We start from the raw sequence: 18,666 nt of genomic DNA on the forward strand, positions 1-18,666 counted from the left end.
GCCCGCGTTACGCGCCGCGCCTGAGCACGGCCGCGAGCAGCACCAGCGCGGGCACCGAGCCGGTCGCGCGCGCCTGACCGATGGTGACGGTGAACCTCGCCGCGCGCTGCTTGCCGCCCAGGCCTTCCGGCGAAGGGTCGATCGACCAGTCCGCCCCTGCGCCCAGCAGGCGCGCCGCCAAGCTCTTGGCGTGCCGATAGTCCCCCAGCAGGGCCAGGTTCAGGGATATCTGATCGGTCGTATCCAGCGCCAGGACGGCGGCGAGTTGGACCGCGACCACCCCAGCCTCAGACCTCAGCAAGGGCCTGGCTTTCGTCTCCAGGTATCCGGCGCAACCCTGGCCGGCCGATGAACCCTCACCACGCATAACTCGAAATCCAACTACGCAAACATGACAATCTAAAGACCTAGAGGCACACACAGTGCCGCTATCTAGATCAATCTGTATTTCAAGCGTGACAATTTCGACTTCACATAGTTGAGCGCGTTCATTGAACCACGCCTTCTGAATTCAGCATCTAGTTTCACTGGCGACTATCTGACGGCGCGTTGCCATGGCCACGTCGGGCGCTAAGCTGCCGGTCGAACCAGGAGTGAGACGATGAAGCGACGGGTGTTTCTAGGCGCGATGGCGGCGATGGCGGCCGCCCCGGCCGCGGCTCAGCCCGCCGCAACCCCGGTGAAGGTTCGACTGGAGACCGCCGACGGCCCCATCGTGCTTGAGCTCTACCCCGACAAGGCGCCGATCACGGCGAACAACTTCCTTCGGTATGTCGACGAGAAGCGCTTCGACGGCGCCACCTTCTATCGCGCGTCCAAGGTCCCGAACGCGCCGGAATACGGCCTGGTCCAGGGCGGCGTGCAGAACGACCCCAAGCGGGTGCTGAAGCCGATCGCGCACGAGCCGACGACCAAGACCGGCCTGTCGCACGTCAACGGAGCGATCTCGATGGGCCGCACCGATCCGGGGACGGCCACCTCCGACTTCTTCATCTGCGTCGGCGACATGACCTACATGGACGCCGATCCCAAGCAGCCGGGCGACAATCTGGGCTTTGCGACGTTCGGCAAGGTCGTCGACGGCATGGACACGGTGCAGAAGATCCTCGCCGCCCCCACCTCTCCCACCGCCGGCGAGGGCGTCATGAAGGGCGAGATGCTGGCCAAGCCGGTGAAGATCATCACCGCCCGACGCGAGGCGCCTTAGGGACGCATTGCGCGCTCCAGCGCCTCGTAGACCCGGCCGTCAGCGCACTGGGCGACGTTGAAGCGCATATAGCCCCGCGCCGACTGCGAGAGGCTGAAGGCGTCCCCCGGCGCAAGGACGACGCCCTCGGTCAGCGCCCTCTGGGCGACCGGCGCGGCGTCCAGGCCAGCCGGCAGGGCCATCCAGAGGAACATCCCGGCCTGCGGCGTCAGCCACGGCTCGAAGCCCAGCTCCCGGAGGCGCCGCAGCGCCTCGCCGCGCGCCCGCGCCAGCCGCTCGCGTAGGCCCGCAAGATAGCGGCGGTAGCCGCCGTCGGTGAGGATGGCGTGGGTCAGTTCGGCCGCCAGGCCCCCGCCGCCGAACGAGGTGGCGACCTTGAGGTCGACCAGGTCCTCGATCCATCCATCCCGCGCCGCGATGAAGCCGCAGCGGGCGGCCGCCGACAGCGTCTTGGAGAAGCTGCCGATGTGGACCACCCGGTCCAGTCCGTCGAAGGCGGCCAGGCGCGGGGCCGGCTCGATCTCGAGATCGGCGTAGATGTCGTCTTCGATGATGATCACGCCATGCCGCTCGGCCAGCTTCAGCAGGCGGTGGGCGATCACCGGCGCCAACTGAGCGCCGGTCGGGTTCTGCGGCCCCGAATTGGTGATGTAGAGGCGCGGCCGGTGCTCGATCAGTCGCTGTTCGAAGATCTCGAGATCGGGCCCCTGCGGCGTCCAGGGCGCACCGACGACCTTGGCGCGGTGCGCGCGCAGCATGGCGTGGAAGTTGAAGTAGCAGGGATCGTCGACGATCACCGTTTCGCCGGGCTCCAGCAGAAACCGGCACACGAGGTCGATCGCCTGGGTGCCCGACTCGGTCAGCATGATCTGGCTGGGCGACGCCTCGACGCCATGTTCGGCCAGCCGCCGCGACAGAAGCTGGCGCAAGGCCGGAGCGCCCAGCGGCGGACCGTAGTCGGTGAGGTTGGCGTGGTCGGCGCGAGCCAGGCCGCGCAGCGCCCGCCGCACCGCCTCCTGAGGCATCCAGTCGGTCGGCAGCCAGCCGCAACCCGGCATCAGGGCGTCGGGCCTGGCCTCCAGCGACTGCCGCGACACCCATAGCGGGTCGATGGAGCGGTCCAGGCGCGGCCCGATGTCGGCCAGCGCCAGGGGTGGCGTGCGGCCGGCGACGTAGAAGCCCGACCCCCGGCGCGCCTGGATCACGCCCTCGGCCGCCAGCCGATCGTAAGCCTCCACCACCGTCGACTTGGAAACCCCCATGGCCTGAGCGAACGCGCGGATCGACGGCGCCTTCGCGCCAGGCTGCAGCGCCCGAGCGGCGATGCGCTGACGGATCGCCCCCATCACCTGCTCGACCCGCGTGCCTTCGCCTTCCATCCGTATCGCCATCCTGACCAGTACAGTTTGACCCGATTGTACCGCACCGTTCCTGGCTGGGCGAGCCCCGCGCAAGCGATACCCGCGACAAGCGGAGACACGGACATGGATGCGAAGACGCGCGGCTGGCTGGACGGCTTTCTCGGGGTGGCGATCTTTTCAGGCTCGCTGCCGGCGACCCGGGTGGCGGTGGCCGACCTGTCGCCGACCTTCCTGACCGCAGCCCGGGCGACCATCGCCGGCCTGCTGGCGATCGGGCTGCTGGCCATGTTCCGGGCGCCAAGGCCGGAACGACGCGACCTGGCCCCGTTGGCGATGATGGGCCTGGGGGTGGTGCTGGGCTTTCCGATGCTGACGGCGCTGGCCCTGCAGCACGTCACGGCGGCGCATTCGATCGTGTTCGTCGGCCTGCTGCCGCTGACCACGGCGGTGTTCGCGGTGCTGCTCGGCGGCGAGCGGCCCAAGCGCTCGTTCTGGGTCTTCGCCGTCATCGGCGCGGCGCTGGTCGCGGGGTTCGCGTTCAGCCAGGGCGGCGAAGGTTCGATGCAGGGCGACCTGCTGATGGTCGCCGCGATCGTCGTCTGCGGCCTGGGCTACGCCGAGGGCGGCCGCGTCTCACGCCGCCTGGGGGGCTGGCAGGCGGTCTGCTGGTCGCTGCTGCTCTGCCTGCCGCTGATGGCGCCGGCGGCGCTCCTGGCCCCTCCGGCGGACCTCGCAACGGTCAGCGCGCAGGCCTGGACGGGCCTGGCCTACGTCTCGCTGTTCAGCATGCTGATCGGATGCGTGTTCTGGTACCGCGGCCTAGCCGCGGGCGGCGTGGCCGCGGTGGGGCAGTTGCAACTGCTGCAGCCCTTCATGGGCCTGGCCCTGGCGGCGGGCCTGCTGGGCGAGCCGGTGGGCTGGTCCATGGCGGCGGTGACCGCCGCAGTGGTGCTGTGCGTGGCGGGGGCCAGGCGCTTCGCCTGATCCCCGCCCGCGAAAGGCTTAGTCCTTGGCGCGTTCCTGGTAGGTCCAGTCTTCCGTCAGGATCACCACGCGCGTGCCGGGGGCGATGTACGGCGGCACCATGATGCGCTCGCCGTTGGTCAGGATCGCCGGCTTGTAGGACGAAGAGGCGGTCTGCCCCTTCACCGACGGCTCGGTCTCGGCGATCTCGAAGGTGACCAGGCGCGGCAGCTCCATGGCGATCGGCACGCCTTCGTGCACCGACAGGACCACGGTGAGGCCGTCGGTCAGCCACGGGGCGTTGTCGCCCACGGTTTCTTCCGAAACCACGACCTGGTCGTAGGTCTCGGGCTGCATGAAGTGGTAGCCCTCGCCGTCCTGGTAGAGGAAGTTGTAGTTGCGGTCGTCGACGAAGGCGCGTTCGACCTGCTCGGTCGTGCGCCAGCGCTCGGACACCTTCACGCCGTCGGCGATGCGGCGCATGTTGAGCTGGGTGACCGGGGTTCCCTTGCCGGGATGGATGTTTTCGGCGGTCAGGACGACATAGAGCTTGCCGTCCATATCGACGACGGCGCCTTTCCTGAGCGAGCTGGCAGCGACCTTCACGTAGTTCGTCCTCGAGCCTATTGGGAGACCGGGCATCGGCCTCGCGCGATTCCGCCGAGCGGCGGTCTTGGCGCGCACCTATACGATGAAGGCGAAATTCGCCAGTCATGATCGAAATGGCCGCATAGAGGACGCCCGTGCCGATGAGTTCACAATCGCCCTGGTGGCGGGCCGACATCCATCAGGACCGCCGGCCGTTCCTGCTGGCGCGGGGCGCGATCACCCGGGCCGTGCGCCGCTGGTTCGAGGACCGCGACTTCACCGAGGTGGAGGGCGCGGCGCTGCAGGTCTCGCCCGGAAACGAGGCGCATCTGCACGCCTTTAGCACTGAAATCATTGGCAATGCCGGCGAGCGCCAGCCGCTCTACCTGCACACCTCGCCCGAGTTCGCCTGCAAGAAACTGCTGGCCGCCGGCGAGACGAAGATCTTCGATTTCGCCCGCGTCTGGCGCAACCGCGAGCGCGGGCCGCTGCACCATCCGGAGTTCACCCTGCTCGAGTGGTATCGGACGGGCGAACCCTATGAACAACTCATGGTCGACTGCGCGGACCTGCTGCGGCTGGCGGCGGAGACGGTCGGCGCCAAAACCCTCTCTTATCGGCAGGTTTCCAGCGATCCCTTCCAGGAACCTGAACGGTTGAGCCTGCAGGAGGCCTTCCAGCGGCATGCCGGCATCGATCTGCTGGCCACGGTGGCGGCGGACGGCGAAACCGACCGCGACGGACTGGCTTACGCAGCAACGGCTTGCGGCGTCCGCATCGCCGACGACGACGTCTGGCAGGATATCTATTCGAAGGTGCTGGTCGAGAAGGTCGAGCCCAAGCTCGGCATGGGCCGCCCGACGATCCTCTGCGAATACCCGATCAGCGAGGCGGCGCTGGCCCGGCCCAAGGCGTCCGACCCGCGGGTGGCCGAACGCTTCGAGCTCTATGCCTGCGGGGTGGAGCTCGCCAACGCGTTCGGCGAGCTGACCGACCCGGTCGAGCAGCGACGGCGGTTCCAGGCGGAAATGGACGAGAAGGCCCGCGTCTACGGCGAGCGCTATCCGATCGACGAGGACTTCCTGGCCGCCCTGCCCCACATGCCGAGCGCCTGCGGCTCGGCGCTGGGCTTCGACCGGCTGGTGATGCTGGCGACCGGCGCCAGCCGCATCGAGCAGGTGGTCTGGACCCCGGTGGCCGACGTCGCGCGGTAGGCCGCATTTGCCCGCGGCCCCTGCATGAGCCATATGCGGGCGCGATGAGCACGCTGCGCAAACCTAGCGACCTGGTCGCCGCCGGGCTGGCGCCGCTGGAGCGGCTGCCGGAGCTCGAGCGCGTCGCCGCGCGCTATGCGCTGGCGATCACCCCGGACATGGCCGAGCTCATCGACCCCGCCGACCCGGCCGATCCGATCGCGCGCCAGCTGATGCCCGGCGCGGCCGAGCTTGAGGCGACGCCCGAGGAGAGCGCCGATCCGATCGGCGACTTCGCCCACAGCCCGGTCGAGGGGATCGTCCATCGCTATCCCGACCGCGTGCTGCTCAAGCCGACCCACACCTGCGCGGTCTATTGCCGGTTCTGCTTCCGGCGCGAGATGGTCGGGCCGGAGGGGCTGTCGAACCTGACGCCGGACCAGCTCGACGCCGCGTTCGCCTATATCGCCGAGCGGCCGGAGATCTGGGAGGTCATCGTCACCGGCGGCGACCCGTTCGTGCTGTCGCCGCGGCGTCTGGCGGACCTCTCGGCGCGGCTGGCCAGGATCGAGCATGTGAAGGTGGTCCGGTATCACACCCGCGTGCCGGTCGTGGACCCGGGCGCCGTCACGGACGAGCTGGTCGCGGCGATCCGGTGCGAGGGCAAGGCGGTCTATGTCGCCCTGCACGCCAACCATGTCCGTGAACTGACGCCTGCGGCCCGCGCCGCCTGCGCCCGCATCATCGACGCCGGTCTGCCGATGCTGAGCCAGACCGTGCTGCTGAAGGGCGTCAACGACGATCCCGAGACGCTCGGCGCCCTGATGCGCGGCTTCGTCGAGAACCGAATCCGCCCCTACTATCTGCACCAGGGCGACCTGGCCCCCGGCACCAGCCACCAGCGGACCAGCCTCGAGGAAGGCCGCGCGCTGATGAAGGCCCTGCGCGGCCGCTACTCAGGGCTCTGCCAGCCGACCTATGTGCTCGACATCCCCGGCGGCCACGGCAAGGTCCCGGTCGGCCCGAACTATGTCGGCGAGGCGAGCGTCGAGGATCCCAACGGGGTCCTGCACGCCTACCCGCCGAAGCCCCCCGATTGAGCGAACGCCGATCTTGAAATAGCGTCGCCCGATCCGAGGCTGGACGGGGGACGCATGTGGCTTCGAAACGCTCGATCCTGACAGCCATCGTTCTCGGCGGAGTGGTCGCCGCCACCCTCGACATCGGCGCGGCCATGCTGATCAGCGGCGCCAGCCTGACCACCATCCTCCACTTCATCGCCAGCGGCCTGATCGGCAAAACGGCGTTCGACGGAGGCGTCGCCACGGCGGTGCTGGGCGCGGCGCTGCAGGAGCTGATGGGCCTGATCATTGCGGCGGTGTTCGTGCTGACGAGCCTGGCCGCGCCGATGCTGCGCCGGGCTTGGATCGCCGCCGGCCTGGGCTACGGCGTCGTGATCTACGCGGTCATGAACTACGTGGTCATGCCGCTGTCGGCCATCGGCCGGGTTCCGAAGTTCAGCGTCGAGGGGCTGATCAAGAACGGCCTGGCCATGCTGGCCTTCGGCCTGATCGTCGCCTGGTTCGCCAAGCGGCGCCTGCCCGACGCCGCCGGCCGCTAAAGGTCCTGCTTGAAACGGGCGATCATCAGGTCGCCGACCTGTTCCAGCGCGGCCGAGACGTCGCGGCTCCAGGCCTGCGGATCGACCGTGACCTCATACGTGCGGGTCTTCGTGCCGCCGACCCCGGCCAGGACGCCGATCGCCGAGCCGACCGCGTCGCCCATCCTGCTGGCGCTGGTGGTGGTGTCGCTGGCCGAGAGCACCGAGTCAGGCATGACGACGGGCGAGGTCAGCGCGTAGCGAAGCCGGTGGCCCAGATCCATGGGCGTCGACTTGGCCTTGGGGGTCAGCACCCACATCTGGGTGTCGACCGGCAGCAGCGCGACATTGGCCTTGCTGGTGACCTTGGCGGTCATCGGGCGCATGCCGAGCACGCCGCGGCCGCGCGCCTGGATCTCGGCGAAGTCGACGACCATGCGCACGCCCATGACCCCGGCGCCGAGCTCGGCCATGGCCATCTCCTCGGGGACCTGGGATCCGGTGGTGGTCATGGTGTCGCCAAACCCCTTGGCGCGGCCGTCATTGGGGGTGAAGTAGAACTTCATGCCGGGCGGCGAGTAGAAGCCGCTGCGGTTCTCCTTGCCGCGCACATAGGGCGACGGCTTGGACATGTTCATCAGCCGAACCAGACCGGGGCTGCGGGCGATCGCCTCGTCCAGCGGGATCACCGTCACGCCCGCCGCCGCGAGATCGGCGACGAAGTGGGCGTAGAACGCGTCGGTGATGGCCTGCATCTCGGCCGGCCCCGGCCCATTGAGGCTGTAGCTCACCTTGGATTGGGCGAGACCCTGGCTCGTCGAAGCGGCGCCCGAGTGGGTGACGAACTCGACCTGGAACGAGGGGATCACCACCTGACGCAGGCCACGGGCGGCCTCGCGCTCGTTCTGCCAGATCAACGCGCCGCCGAGCTTGGAGAGATCATCGCCCGCCGCAAACTCCAGCGGCGCGCTGACCGGGGCTGTCTTCGGCCCCAAATTGATCAGCGGCTTGGCGGCTTGCGCAGCTTCGGCCGAGGTGAGCGCGAGCACGGCCGCCAGGCAAATTCCACGATAATTCACGATCGAGCCCCCCATGCGCCGTGCCGGCGCCATGGTCCTGGCTACGCCGCGAAACCCGGGGCGCATTGTACAAATTCGCCACCACCGACAGGCGCGGTGCCGCCCCCGGGGCCAGACTAGCCCACGACGCTCCTGGCCACCGCTTCGGCGACCTTGATGCCGTCGATGGAGGCCGAGAGGATGCCGCCGGCGTAGCCCGCGCCTTCGCCGGCCGGATAGAGACCGACGGTGTTGAGGCTTTGGAAGTCCTTGCCGCGGGTGATGCGGACAGGAGACGACGTTCGGGTCTCGACGCCGGTCAGCACCGCGTCGGCGTGGTCGAAGCCGGGGATCTGGCGGGCGAAGGCCGGCAGGGCCTCGCGGATCGCGGCGATGGCGAAGTCCGGCAGGCAGTCCGAGAGGTCGGTCGGCGTGACGCCCGGCCGGTAGGACGGAACCACCTCGCCGAGGCTGGTCGAGGGTTTGCCGGCCAGGAAGTCGCCGACGCGCTGGGCCGGCGCGGCATAGGTCCCGCCGCCGGCGACGAAGGCCTGGGATTCCCAGTGGCGCTGAAGTTCGATGCCGGCCAGCGGGTGGCCGGGATAGTCCTCGTCCGGGGTGATGCCGACGACGATGCCGGCATTGGCGTTGCGCTCGTTGCGGGAGTACTGGCTCATGCCGTTGGTGACGACGCGCCCCGGCTCGGAGGCGGCGGCGACCACCGTGCCGCCCGGGCACATGCAGAAGCTGTAGACCGTGCGGCCGTTGGAACAGTGGTGCGACAGGCTGTAGGCGGCCGCGCCGAGGTCCTTGTGCCCGGCGCTGGTCCCGAAGCGGGCCCGGTCGATCCAGGACTGCGGGTGCTCGATGCGAAAGCCGAGCGAGAACGGCTTGGCCTCGATGTGGACGCCGCGGTCGTAGAGGGTGTGGAAGGTGTCGCGGGCGCTGTGGCCCAGCGCCAGGACCACGTGGTCGGCCTCGATGTAGCCGCCGTCCTGCAGGTGCAGGCCGCGCAGACGGCGCTGACCGCCCTCCTCCACGATGTCGAAGTCCTCGACCTTGTGCTCGAAGCGGTACTCGCCGCCCAGTCTCTCGACCTTTTCGCGCATGGCCTCGACCATGGTCACCAGCCGGAAGGTGCCGACGTGGGGGTGGGCCTCGGTCAGGATCTCAGGCGGGGCGCCGGCGGCGACGAACTCGGTCAGCACCTTGCGGCTGAGGAAACGCGGGTCCTTGACCTGGCTGTAGAGCTTGCCGTCCGAGAAGGTGCCGGCCCCGCCCTCGCCGAACTGGACGTTGGATTCCGGGTGCAGCTTGCTGCGCCGCCAGAGATCCCAGGTGTCCTTGGTGCGCTGGCGCACGACCTTGCCGCGATCGAGGATGATCGGCTTGAAGCCCATCTCGGCGAGGATCAGGCCAGCGAACAGACCGCAGGGGCCAGCGCCGATCACCACCGGCCGCTTGGCGAGGCCCGCCGGCGCCTGGGCGACGTGGCGATAGGCCATGTCGGGGGTCGGCTGCACGTTGCGGTCGCCGTCATGGCGGGCCAGCACCGCAGCTTCGTCGGTCACCACGACGTCGACCGTGTAGACCAGCAGGATCGCCGCCTTGCGCCGCGCGTCGTTGGCGCGGCGGAAGACCTCGAACGAGACGAGCTCGGACTCCAGCCCGGCCAGCTTGGCGAGAACGGCGGCGCGGAGCGCCTCCTCCGGATGGTCGAGGGGCAGCTTGATTTCGGTCAGTCGCAGCATCGGGGGCTTTTAGCGGGTCTGGCCAAGGATGACAGCCGAGATCCTCCCCCTGCTGGGGGAGGTGGATCGATGCGCAGCATCGAGACGGAGGGGGACCGCTCTCAACACGTCAGGGTCAAAGTCCCCCTCAGTCAGCTTCGCTGACAGCTCCCCCAAAGGGGGAGCAACTATCTCCACCTAGTCCGCCACCGGCACCGTGTAGTTCAGCGCCAGGCGGCCGCCGTCGGGATAGATGGTCTGGCCGGTGATGTAGGAACTGTCGTCGCTGGCCAGGAACACGGCGACGCGGCCGATCTCGTCGGCCTCGCCGAAGCGGCCCAGCGGCGTGCGTTGCAGCACGCGGCGACGGGCGTCGTCGTTCTCCAGCACGCCCTTGAGGATGTCGGTGACGATGGTGCCCGGGCCGATCGCGTTCACGCGCACGCCGTGCGGCGCAAGGCCCAGCGCCATGGCCTTGGTCAGCTGTCCCAGGCCGCCCTTGGAGGCGACGTAGGCCAGCTGGCCGGGAATGGCGAGCACCGCGTTGATCGAGGACATGTTGATGATCGAGCCCTTGATCTTGGCGTCGACCATGTGGCGCGCGACGGTCTGGCCGACCACGAAGGGCGCGCGCAGGTTGACCGCCATCACCCGGTCGAAGTCGGCGAGTTCCGCGTCGAGGATGTCGCCGGGAACCAGCATGCCGGCGTTGTTGACCAGCACGTCGATCTTGCCGAGCAGCGCCGCGGCGCGGATCACCGCCTTGCGTGCGGCGTCGGCGTCGGCGAGGTCGCAGGCCAGAGCGTGAACCTGGCGGCCGCTGGCCTGCGCCAGCTCGTCCGCCGCCTCCGTCACCCGCGGCTCGTCGAGGTCGAGCAGGGCGAGGTCGCAGCCCTCGGCGGCGAAGGCGCGGGCGCAGCCCAGGCCGATGCCGCCGGCCGCGCCGGTGATCAGCGCCGAGCGCCCTGAGAGGCGGCCGCTCACCACGCCCCCGTGTTCGGCATCGAGGCCCAAGGTTCCGCCGGCTCCTTGCGCGGGCCGGCCTGCAGCAGCTCGATCGAGATGCCGTCCGGCGAGCGGACGAAGGCCATGTGGCCGTCGCGCGGCGGACGGTTGATGGTCACGCCGCCGTCGGCCAGGCGTTGGCAGGTCGCGTAGATGTCGTCGACCGCATAGGCCAGATGGCCGAAGTTGCGACCGCCCTGATAGTCCTCGGGGTCCCAGTTGTAGGTCAGCTCGACCATCGGGGCCTTGGCGGCGAGGGCCGCTTCGCGGTCCTCCGGGGCGCAGAGGAACACCAGGGTGAATCGCCCGCCCTGGTTTTCGGCGCGGGAGACTTCGACCAAGCCGAGCTTGTTGCAGTAAAAGTCCAGCGAAGCGTCGAGGTCGGTCACCCGAACCATGGTGTGCAGGTATTTCATGGCGGCGTACTTCCTTGCAGGCGACGGATATTGGAGCGTCGGCGGCGTTAAAGAGCAAGCAAGGCCATGCTGCAATCCTGCGGCGCCGGGGGCACATTATCCGTCCTTTAGGTTGTCTGTCCGCGATTTCATTTGCAGTCGCAGAACGGCGGCATCAGAAGACGCTAAAAGCTGATTTCTGCGGTCCGGGCGTACGACTGCGATTCAGATGCGGTCGCGACTTCGTTGCTGCCCGGGGGGAAACGACTGAATGCGTGTCAAATCACAGTACCTGTTTGTTATCGCAGTGGTGGTGGTGCTGGTCCTGGCCTTCACCATCGGCACGATCGCGAGCCGCGCGGGCAAGGCCGGCAAGGCCGAAGCCAAGACCGCCGGCGCGGACGCCCTGGCGACCGTGCAGGCGGTCATGACCCCCGAAGCGACGCATGAGTACCTGGTGGCGATCCGCGGCCGCACCGAGGCCGCGCGCAGCGTCGTGGTCCGCTCGGAAACCGCCGGCGTCGTCGCCGCCACCCCCGCGGTCGAAGGTTCGTTCGTGCGCAAGGGCACGGTCCTGTGCCGCCTGAACGTCGACGCGCGCCAGGCGACGCTGGACCAGGCCCGCGCCAACATGCGCTCGCGCCAGCTGCAACAGAAGGCGTCGGCCGACCTCGCGGCCAAGGGCTATCGCTCGCAGACCCAGGTGCTGCAGGACCAGGCCAACCTGGACGCCGCCTCCGCCACCGTCCGCCAGGCCGAACTGGGCGTCGAGCAGATGAGCATCCGCGCGCCGTTCGACGGGGTGTTCGACAAGCGCGACGCCGAAGTCGGCGCCTATCTGGCGCCGGGCCAGCCCTGCGGGACGATGATCGAGCTCAACCCGCTGCTGATCGTCGGCGACCTGCCCGAAACCGAGGCCTCTAAGGTCAAGGTCGGTTCGACCGCCAGCGCCCAGCTGACCTCCGGCGAGACCCTGGCCGGCAAGGTTCGCTACGCCGCGCGCGAGGCCGACGCCCAGACCCGCACCTATCGCATCGAAATCACCACCGCGAACCCACAGATGACCCGCTCGGGCCTGTCGGCGGCGGTGCGCATCAACGCCGGGTCGGGCCCGGCCCACCTGGTGCCGCTGTCGTCGCTGGTGCTCGACGCCGCGGGCCGCCAGGGCGTGCGCTACGTGCTGGCCGACGACAAGGTCGCCTTCGCGCCGATCAAGGTGCTGGAGGAGACCCCGCAGGGCATCTGGGTGACCGGCCTGCGCGGCCCCGCCCGAGTGATCACCGTCGGCCAGTCGTACGTGGCCGAAGGTCAAAAGGTTCGAGTGGCTGCGGCGCGCTAGGCGCGCCCCTGCTCATCAGGAGACGAGGCTATGATCGGACCTCTGATCGACGGCGCGATCAAGCGGCGCAAGGTGGTGCTGGCCGTCACCCTGATCGCCAGCCTGTTCGGGTTCTTCGCCTATCTGTCGATGCCGCGGGAATCCAACCCGAACATCGACTTCCCGTTCATCACCGTGGTGGTGCCCTACCCCGGCGTCAGTCCCGAGGACGCCGAGCGGCTGCTCGTGCGGCCGCTGGAGACCGAGCTGCAGACGATCGAGGGCGTCAAGGAGATGAACGCGGTCGCCCGCCAGAGCATGGCGATCGTAAACCTGGAGTTCGAGGCGGACTTCAACAAGGACAAGGCACTGGGCGAGGTCCGCGCCAAGGTCGACCTGGCCCGCGGCAAGTTCCCGCCTGACGCCGAGGAGCCGATCATCGAGGAGGCCAACGCCTCCGGCGAGCCGATCATCGGCATCGTGCTGTCCGGCGCGGCCCCCGAACGCACGCTGTTCCACATCTCGCGCACCCTGCAGGACCGGCTGGAGAGCACGCCCGGCGTGCTCGAGGTCTATCTGAACGGCGGCCGCGAGGAGCTGCTGGAAGTCACCATCGACCCGGTGCGCATGGAGGCGGCGAACGTCTCGCCCGGCGAACTGGCGCAGGTCATCGGTCGCAACAACCAGCTGGTGCCGGCCGGCAACCTGGAATCCGGGGCCGGCAAGTTCGCGGTCAAGGTGCCCGGCGTCGTCAACCAGCCGGCCGACATCCTGGCGCTGCCGATCAAGAAGAACGGCGACCGGCTGATCACCGTCGGCGACATCGGCGACGTGCGGCGCACCTTCAAGGAAGCCAACTACATCACCCGCTTCAACGGCCAGCCGGCCTTCTCGGTGGACGTCGCCAAGCGCTCGGGGGCCAACGTCCTCGACACCGTGAAGGAGGTGCGCAAGGTCGTTGCCGAGGAGCAGAAGCGCTGGCCCGAGACGGTCAAGGTCTCCTACATCTTCGACGAAAGCGACTTCATCGGCCGCACCCTGGTGGTGCTGGAGAGCGGCCTGCTGATCGCGACCATCCTGGTCATGCTGATCATCGTCGCCACCCTGGGCATCCGCCAGGGGCTGATGGTCGGCGCCGCGATCCCGGCCTGCTTCATGCTGGCCTTCCTGATGCTCAACGCCACCGGCGTGACCCTGAACCAGATGGTGATGTTCGGCCTGGTGCTGGCGGTCGGCATCCTGGTCGACGGCGGCATCGTGGTGGTCGAGTACGCCGACCGGAAGATGGCCGAGGGCATGTCCAAGGAGGAAGCCTTCGCCGCCGCCGGCAAGCGGATGTTCTGGCCCGTGCTGAACGGCACGCTGACGACGCTGTGCGCCTTCCTGCCGTTCCTGTTCTGGAACTCGATCCCCGGCAAGTTCATGAGCTTCCTGCCCATGACGCTGTTCTACGTGCTGGGCGCGTCGATCTTCATCGCGCTGATCTTCACCCCGGCGCTCGGCTCGATCTTCGGCCGCAAGGCGGCGGTCGACGAGGCGCATCTGGCCGAGATCGAGAAGTCCGAACGCGGCGACCCGCGCGAGATGACCGGCTTCATGGGCTGGTACGCGCGTACGGTCGACACGCTGGGCCGGCACCCGACCACGACCATGTTCGCGACGCTGGCGATCATCGTGCTGGTGGTCATCGCCTTCCGCGCCGAGAACAAGCCGACCGAGTTCTTCCTGCAGCAGGACCCCGAGTACGTCTCGGTCTACGTCAAGGCGCGGGGCAACCTGTCGCCTCAGGCGCAGGACCAGATCGTGCGCCAGGTCGAGAGCCGGCTGATCGGTCAGAAGGGCGTCAATTCGATCTTCGTGCGGTCCGGCACGGCCAGCCCTGGCGGCGGGCCGAACTCGATCCCCAACGACACCATCGGACGGATCAGCGTGGACTTCGTCGACTACGAGGACCGGCTGGAGCTCGGCCTGGTCGGCAAGGACATCGCCAACGAGGTGCGCAGACGCGTCGCGGGTATTCCCGGCGTCGAGGTCGAGGTGCGCGAACCGCAGGGCGGCCCCCCGGTCGGCAAGGACGTGCAAGTTGAACTGCGCAGCCAGGACCCGGCGGCGCTGAACAAGGCCGCCGACCTCGTGAAGGCCAAGCTGGCGACCGACCGGCAACTGCACGAGCTGGAGGACAATCGCACCTCGCCCGGCATCGAGTGGAACATGACCGTCGACCGCGAGGCGGCCGGCCGCTACGGCGTCGACGTGCTGACCGTCGGCCAGGCGATCCAGTTCGTGACCGGCGGCGTGCTGGTCGGGCGCTTCCGGCCCGACGACGCCGACGACGAACTGGACATCCGCGTCCGCTTCCCGCCGGAGAGCCGCAACGTGGCGGCGTTCGACACCCTGAAGATCCCGACCCAGTTCGGCCCGGTGCCGGCCAGCTACTTCATCAAGCTGTCCCCGGCCCAGCAGGTGACGACGCTGCAACGGCGCGACGGCCAGCGGCTGGCGGTCATCCAGGCCAACACCGTCGAGGGCGTGGCGGCGAGCCACAAGATCGCCGAGCTGCGGCCCTGGCTGGAAAAGGCGAACATCGATCCGAACGTGCGCTGGAAGTTCACCGGCGCCGACGAGGAAGGCCAGGAGGCGGCGCGGTTCTTCGTCGCCGCCATGGCGGTGTCGCTGTTCCTGATGGGGGTGATCCTGCTCTGGCAGTTCAACTCGTTCTACGGCGTGGTCGTGACTCTGTCGGCGGTGGCGCTGTCGACGGTCGGGGTGCTGCTGGGCGTGGTGGTCAACATCCACCACACCTTCGACTACATCTCGGTGATCATGCTGGGGACCGGGGTCGTGGCCCTGGCCGGGGTGGTCGTCGGCCACAACATCGTGCTGGTCGACACCTACTACCAGCTGCGGCGGGCGGGCTTCCCGGCCGATGAAGCGGCGGTGCGCGCGGCGACCCAGCGGTTCCGGCCGGTCATGCTGACCACCCTGGTGACGGTCGTGGGCCTGCTGCCGCTGATGTTCCAGCTGCACCCGAACTTCCACGGCATGCACATGGAGTACAAGGCGCCGGGGTCCGAGTGGTGGGTGCAGCTGTCGGGCGCGGTGGTCTGGGGCCTGTCCTTCGCCACCCTGCTGACGCTGATCCTAACGCCGGTGATGCTGGCCGCCCCGAAGGTCTACGGCCAGCGCTTCGGCTGGCTGGCCGATCGACTGGGCCTGCGTAAGCGTAAGCGCCGCAGCAGCGACGCCGTGGCGGCGAGCGAGACCGAAGTGGCCAAGGCCGCCGAGTAGGGTCGCTAGACCTCGCGCGCCAGCCGGCGACGGTTGGCGCGCACCCGGCGGCGATAGAGCGCCATGGCCTTGGTCGCGCCGGCGTGCGGCGAGCCGTTCATGGCCCCGAGCGCCAGCTCGGTCTGGGCGGCCATCGCCGCCGACACCTTCTCGGCGACCATGCGCTGGGCCTCGGCCGCGGCCCCTGCCCCGCCCCCGGCCAGCTTCATCATGCGCAGCGCCACCACCTGGCTGGACTCGGCCCCGAGCCAGAAGGCGTCGATCGACAGCTTCAGCCAGGGATTGGGATTGAACATCGGCGGGCGCCTTCGGAGATTTGAGCGGGCGACCCTAGACCTAGTCGAGGGCCGCCGTCACGCCTCGCGGGTCTGGCGACGCCAAAGGGCCGCATACTCTCCGCCCTTGTCGAGCAGTTCGGCGTGGCCGCCGCGCTCGACGATGCGCCCGCGGCGCAGGACGAGGATCAGGTCGGCGTCGACGATGGTCGACAGGCGGTGGGCGATGACCAGGGTCGTGCGCCCGGCGCGGACCTTGCGCAGCGTCTCCTGGATGGCGGCCTCGGTCGGACCGTCGAGGGCGCTGGTCGCCTCGTCGAGGATCAGCAGGCGCGGGTCGGCCAGCAGGGCGCGGGCGATGCCGACGCGCTGGCGCTCGCCGCCCGAGAGCTTCAGGCCGCGCTCGCCGACCAGGGTGGCGAGCCCGTTCGGCAGACTGTCGATGAAGCCGCCGAGCTCGGCCGCGTCGGCCGCGGCGCGGATCTCAGCCAGGCTCGCGCCGGGCCGCGCAAAGGCGATGTTGGCGGCCATGGTGTCATTGAACAGGGCCACGTCCTGCGGCACCAGGGCGATCGCCTGGCGCAGCGAGCTCTGCTGGACCTTGCGCAGGTCGACGCCGTCGAGGGTGATGCGCCCGCTCTGCGGGTCGATCAGGCGCAGCGCCAGGCGGATGGCCGTGGTCTTGCCGGCCCCTGACGGGCCGACCAACGCCACCGTCGCGCCGGGCGGAGCATGGAAGCTGACGTCGATCAGGCCGGTCGAGCGGGCGTCGTGGCGGAACTCGACGTCCTCGAAGGCGATGTCAGCCCCGCGGCCGCTGGCCGGCGGCAGCGGACGGGCGTCCGGAGCGTCGACGATGTCGGGCTTAACCGCGCGCAGCTGGACCATCTGCTCCATGTCGATGAAGGCCTGGCGGATCTCACGATAGTTGAAGCCCAGCATGTTGAGCGGGCCGTAGATGCCGATCAGCAGCAGGATCGCCATGGTCACGTCGCCGATCCGCATGCGGCCGTTCAGGACCTCGTAGCCGGCCATGACGGTCATCAGGGCGAGGCCGAGGTTCAGCACCAGCGCCTGGATGGCGTTGAGCATGGCGAGCGAAGCGTTGGCGCGCACGCCGGCCCGGACATAGTCGGCCATCGCCGCCCCGTAGCGGTCGACGGTGCGCTCTTCCGAGCCGAAGGTCTTGACCGTCTCGTAGTTCAGCAGCGCGTCCACCGAGAGACCGGCGCTGCGGCTGTCGGCCTCGTTGAGCTCGCGCCGGTGGCTGAGCCGCCAGTCGGTGATCTTGAAGGTCAGCACCGCGTAGAGGACGATGGTGACGAACGCCGTCGCGGCGAAGCGCCAGTCCAGCCGCATGGCCATGACCGCCATGGCCAGGACCAGCTCGATCGCCGTCGGGCCGAGGTTGAAGACCACGCTGCGCATCAGGAAGTCGGTCGAGCGCGCGCCGCGATCGATGACCCGGGCCAGCGAGCCGGTCTGCTTGCCCTGATGGTAGTCGAGGCCTAGCGCCAGGGTGTGGGCGAAGGTCTCGGTCGCCGCCTTGGCCATGGTCGACTGGGCGACCACGGTGAAGATCATGTCGCGCAGGTTCGGCGCGCAGGCCGCGATCAGGCGCAGGCCGGCGAAGGCCAAGGCCAGCAGCAGAAAGTCGAAGCCCAGTTCGGCCGCCTGCCCTGCGCCGGGCGCCAGGCGGTTGATGGCGTCGCCCAGCGCGACCGGTGCTGCGACGCCCGCCGCCTTGCCCGCGAACACGAGGGCCAGGGATGCGGCGACGCGCCAGCGCAGGCCGGGCGCGCCCGAGCGCATCACCAGGGCGGACAGGTCGCCCATCGAGCGCCAGAAGTCGAACTTCACCGACGCCGGGGCGATCGCGTCGGGCTGGCGGCGCGCAGCCATGGCCGGGGTCATGGCCGGCTCACTTCAGCAGGATGGTCGATTGGACGCCGCCGCCCGGGGTCATCCAGTCGACGCGCAGGCCGGCCGGCACCGCGGTCGCGCGGAACGGGCCGCTGGCGAGGGCGGCCGCCGGGGTCGCCTCGATCTCGACCGGATTTTCGGTGGCGTCGCCAAACACGTCGATCTGGCGCCGGCCCAGGGGCAGCGGCTGGGTCAGGGCCAGGACGTAGCGGCCGCGGGCGTCGGCGCGCCCCTCGGCCAGCTTGCGGCCGTCCACGTGGACGCTGAGCGCCGCCCCGGCCGGGGCGCGACCGGAGACCACCGCCCCGCCCTCGCGGTCGAAGTCGACGGCGTCCACGTCGTTCCTGCCCGCCCTGCCGACGCGCAGCGCGCCGGCGCCGGCCCGCAGCAGCGCGGCCTCGCCATCGGGCGTCAGCAGCAGGTAGCCCTCGCTCTGCACGGTGCGGCCGCCGGTGGTCGCCGACAGGCCATAGATCTGCGCCTGGCTCCCGCGCGGCGTCGTCAGCCCCCAGAAGCCCTTGGAATCGGCGTCGGCGAACAGCGCCTCGCCCTCAGGGGTCGCCAGCCGCACGCGCGACGAAGCCGGCGCTGCGCCGTTGATCTGCAGCCTCTCGCCGTCGAGCCGCACCTGGCTGACCACCGGCGGCGTCAGATAGCCGAGATCGGCCTGGGCCGGCGCGGGTTTGGCCGGCGGCGGGGCGGTCGGCGCAGGGTCCTGGCCGCAGGCGGCGAGCACGAGGACGAGCGCCGCCGACAGCGGCA

At 69.5% G+C, this 18,666-nt stretch carries 17 protein-coding genes; 7 read left to right on the forward strand and 10 right to left on the reverse strand.

The window, feature by feature from the left end; translation table 11 throughout:
* Nucleotides 1-7 precede the first annotated feature (7 nt).
* Entirely contained in the window at nt 8-301 is a 294-nt protein-coding gene (locus AC1Q87_RS05470) for a hypothetical protein (protein WP_492607955.1), read from the reverse strand.
* 300 nt (nt 302-601) lie between these two features.
* On the opposite strand from AC1Q87_RS05470, the gene AC1Q87_RS05475 reads away from it, so the two are divergent.
* The gene (locus tag AC1Q87_RS05475) at nt 602-1,207 is read left to right on the forward strand and encodes a peptidylprolyl isomerase (protein ID WP_492607956.1); all 606 of its coding nucleotides are present in this window, start codon (nt 602-604) and stop codon (nt 1,205-1,207) included.
* Here AC1Q87_RS05475 and AC1Q87_RS05480 read toward each other — a convergent pair.
* Nucleotides 1,204-2,598 carry an aminotransferase-like domain-containing protein gene (locus AC1Q87_RS05480; protein WP_492607957.1) on the reverse strand — a complete coding sequence of 465 codons (1,395 nt, stop codon included), beginning with the start codon at nt 2,596-2,598 and terminating at the stop codon, nt 1,204-1,206. The two genes, AC1Q87_RS05475 and AC1Q87_RS05480, sit on opposite strands and share 4 nt — an antisense overlap.
* A 93-nt stretch (nt 2,599-2,691) precedes the next feature.
* Between AC1Q87_RS05480 and AC1Q87_RS05485 the strand changes: the two genes are divergently transcribed.
* Nucleotides 2,692-3,552, forward strand: a complete 861-nt coding sequence (locus tag AC1Q87_RS05485) for a DMT family transporter (RefSeq protein ID WP_492607958.1) — start codon at nt 2,692-2,694, stop codon at nt 3,550-3,552.
* A gap of 18 nt (nt 3,553-3,570) precedes the next feature.
* On the opposite strand, the gene efp is transcribed toward AC1Q87_RS05485, so the two are convergent.
* Nucleotides 3,571-4,137, reverse strand: a complete 567-nt coding sequence (efp, locus tag AC1Q87_RS05490; RefSeq protein ID WP_436061754.1) for an elongation factor P — start codon at nt 4,135-4,137, stop codon at nt 3,571-3,573.
* Nucleotides 4,138-4,280: 143 nt separating this feature from the next.
* Between efp and epmA the strand changes: the two genes are divergently transcribed.
* Genes epmA through AC1Q87_RS05505 form a run of 3 tightly spaced genes read left to right on the forward strand, consistent with a single transcriptional unit; the run spans nt 4,281 to nt 6,933 of the window.
* On the forward strand, nt 4,281-5,333 hold the full coding sequence (gene epmA, locus AC1Q87_RS05495; protein WP_492607959.1) for an EF-P lysine aminoacylase EpmA: 1,053 nt from the start codon (nt 4,281-4,283) through the stop codon (nt 5,331-5,333).
* Nucleotides 5,334-5,377: 44 nt separating this feature from the next.
* A complete protein-coding gene (locus AC1Q87_RS05500; protein WP_492607960.1) occupies nt 5,378-6,412 on the forward strand; it encodes a lysine-2,3-aminomutase-like protein in 1,035 nt (344 codons plus the stop codon).
* Nucleotides 6,413-6,468: 56 nt separating this feature from the next.
* A complete protein-coding gene (locus AC1Q87_RS05505) occupies nt 6,469-6,933 on the forward strand; it encodes a hypothetical protein (protein ID WP_492607961.1) in 465 nt (154 codons plus the stop codon).
* Here the strand turns inward: AC1Q87_RS05505 and AC1Q87_RS05510 are convergent.
* The 4 genes from AC1Q87_RS05510 to AC1Q87_RS05525 all read right to left on the reverse strand — a co-directional run bounded on the left by AC1Q87_RS05510 (nt 6,930) and on the right by AC1Q87_RS05525 (nt 11,121).
* Entirely contained in the window at nt 6,930-7,991 is a 1,062-nt protein-coding gene (locus AC1Q87_RS05510; protein WP_492607962.1) for a hypothetical protein, read from the reverse strand. The genes AC1Q87_RS05505 and AC1Q87_RS05510 overlap by 4 nt on opposite strands.
* A gap of 116 nt (nt 7,992-8,107) precedes the next feature.
* A complete protein-coding gene (locus tag AC1Q87_RS05515; protein WP_492607963.1) occupies nt 8,108-9,721 on the reverse strand; it encodes an NAD(P)/FAD-dependent oxidoreductase in 1,614 nt (537 codons plus the stop codon).
* A gap of 177 nt (nt 9,722-9,898) precedes the next feature.
* Nucleotides 9,899-10,714 (reverse strand): SDR family NAD(P)-dependent oxidoreductase, encoded by an 816-nt coding sequence (locus AC1Q87_RS05520; protein ID WP_492607964.1) that lies wholly within the window; start codon nt 10,712-10,714, stop codon nt 9,899-9,901.
* The gene (locus AC1Q87_RS05525; protein ID WP_492607965.1) at nt 10,681-11,121 is read right to left on the reverse strand and encodes a VOC family protein; all 441 of its coding nucleotides are present in this window, start codon (nt 11,119-11,121) and stop codon (nt 10,681-10,683) included. Before AC1Q87_RS05525 ends, AC1Q87_RS05520 begins: the two co-directional genes overlap by 34 nt.
* 250 nt (nt 11,122-11,371) lie before the next feature.
* On the opposite strand from AC1Q87_RS05525, the gene AC1Q87_RS05530 reads away from it, so the two are divergent.
* Together AC1Q87_RS05530 and AC1Q87_RS05535 are read left to right on the forward strand one after the other, a co-directional pair.
* A complete protein-coding gene (locus AC1Q87_RS05530; RefSeq protein WP_492607966.1) occupies nt 11,372-12,439 on the forward strand; it encodes an efflux RND transporter periplasmic adaptor subunit in 1,068 nt (355 codons plus the stop codon).
* 30 nt (nt 12,440-12,469) lie between these two features.
* On the forward strand, nt 12,470-15,706 hold the full coding sequence (locus AC1Q87_RS05535) for an efflux RND transporter permease subunit (protein WP_492607967.1): 3,237 nt from the start codon (nt 12,470-12,472) through the stop codon (nt 15,704-15,706).
* 5 nt (nt 15,707-15,711) lie between these two features.
* Here the strand turns inward: AC1Q87_RS05535 and AC1Q87_RS05540 are convergent, their stop codons facing one another.
* From AC1Q87_RS05540 to AC1Q87_RS05550, 3 genes are read right to left on the reverse strand one after another with little or no spacing between them, the layout of a single operon-like run.
* The gene (locus tag AC1Q87_RS05540; RefSeq protein ID WP_492607968.1) at nt 15,712-16,002 is read right to left on the reverse strand and encodes a hypothetical protein; all 291 of its coding nucleotides are present in this window, start codon (nt 16,000-16,002) and stop codon (nt 15,712-15,714) included.
* A gap of 57 nt (nt 16,003-16,059) precedes the next feature.
* Nucleotides 16,060-17,895 carry an ABCB family ABC transporter ATP-binding protein/permease gene (locus AC1Q87_RS05545; protein ID WP_492607969.1) on the reverse strand — a complete coding sequence of 612 codons (1,836 nt, stop codon included), beginning with the start codon at nt 17,893-17,895 and terminating at the stop codon, nt 16,060-16,062.
* Between the two features lie 7 nt (nt 17,896-17,902).
* Nucleotides 17,903-18,640 (reverse strand): hypothetical protein, encoded by a 738-nt coding sequence (locus AC1Q87_RS05550; protein ID WP_492607970.1) that lies wholly within the window; start codon nt 18,638-18,640, stop codon nt 17,903-17,905.
* Between the last annotated feature and the right edge of the window lie 26 nt (nt 18,641-18,666).

This window comes from Phenylobacterium sp. GW823-FHT02A09, from assembly GCF_058797775.1.

Excerpts from the sequence above, each read along its gene's own strand:
- AC1Q87_RS05535 (WP_492607967.1), top strand. The coding sequence starts at position 12,470 with ATGATCGGACCTCTGATCGACGGCGCGATCAAGCGGCGCAAGGTGGTG.
- AC1Q87_RS05525 (WP_492607965.1), bottom strand. The coding sequence starts at position 11,121 with ATGAAATACCTGCACACCATGGTTCGGGTGACCGACCTCGACGCTTCG.
- AC1Q87_RS05545 (WP_492607969.1), bottom strand. The coding sequence starts at position 17,895 with ATGACCCCGGCCATGGCTGCGCGCCGCCAGCCCGACGCGATCGCCCCG.
- AC1Q87_RS05530 (WP_492607966.1), top strand. The coding sequence starts at position 11,372 with ATGCGTGTCAAATCACAGTACCTGTTTGTTATCGCAGTGGTGGTGGTG.
- AC1Q87_RS05515 (WP_492607963.1), bottom strand. The coding sequence starts at position 9,721 with ATGCTGCGACTGACCGAAATCAAGCTGCCCCTCGACCATCCGGAGGAG.
- AC1Q87_RS05500 (WP_492607960.1), top strand. The coding sequence starts at position 5,378 with ATGAGCACGCTGCGCAAACCTAGCGACCTGGTCGCCGCCGGGCTGGCG.
- AC1Q87_RS05475 (WP_492607956.1), top strand. The coding sequence starts at position 602 with ATGAAGCGACGGGTGTTTCTAGGCGCGATGGCGGCGATGGCGGCCGCC.
- AC1Q87_RS05480 (WP_492607957.1), bottom strand. The coding sequence starts at position 2,598 with ATGGCGATACGGATGGAAGGCGAAGGCACGCGGGTCGAGCAGGTGATG.
- epmA (WP_492607959.1), top strand. The coding sequence starts at position 4,281 with ATGAGTTCACAATCGCCCTGGTGGCGGGCCGACATCCATCAGGACCGC.
- AC1Q87_RS05485 (WP_492607958.1), top strand. The coding sequence starts at position 2,692 with ATGGATGCGAAGACGCGCGGCTGGCTGGACGGCTTTCTCGGGGTGGCG.
- AC1Q87_RS05540 (WP_492607968.1), bottom strand. The coding sequence starts at position 16,002 with ATGTTCAATCCCAATCCCTGGCTGAAGCTGTCGATCGACGCCTTCTGG.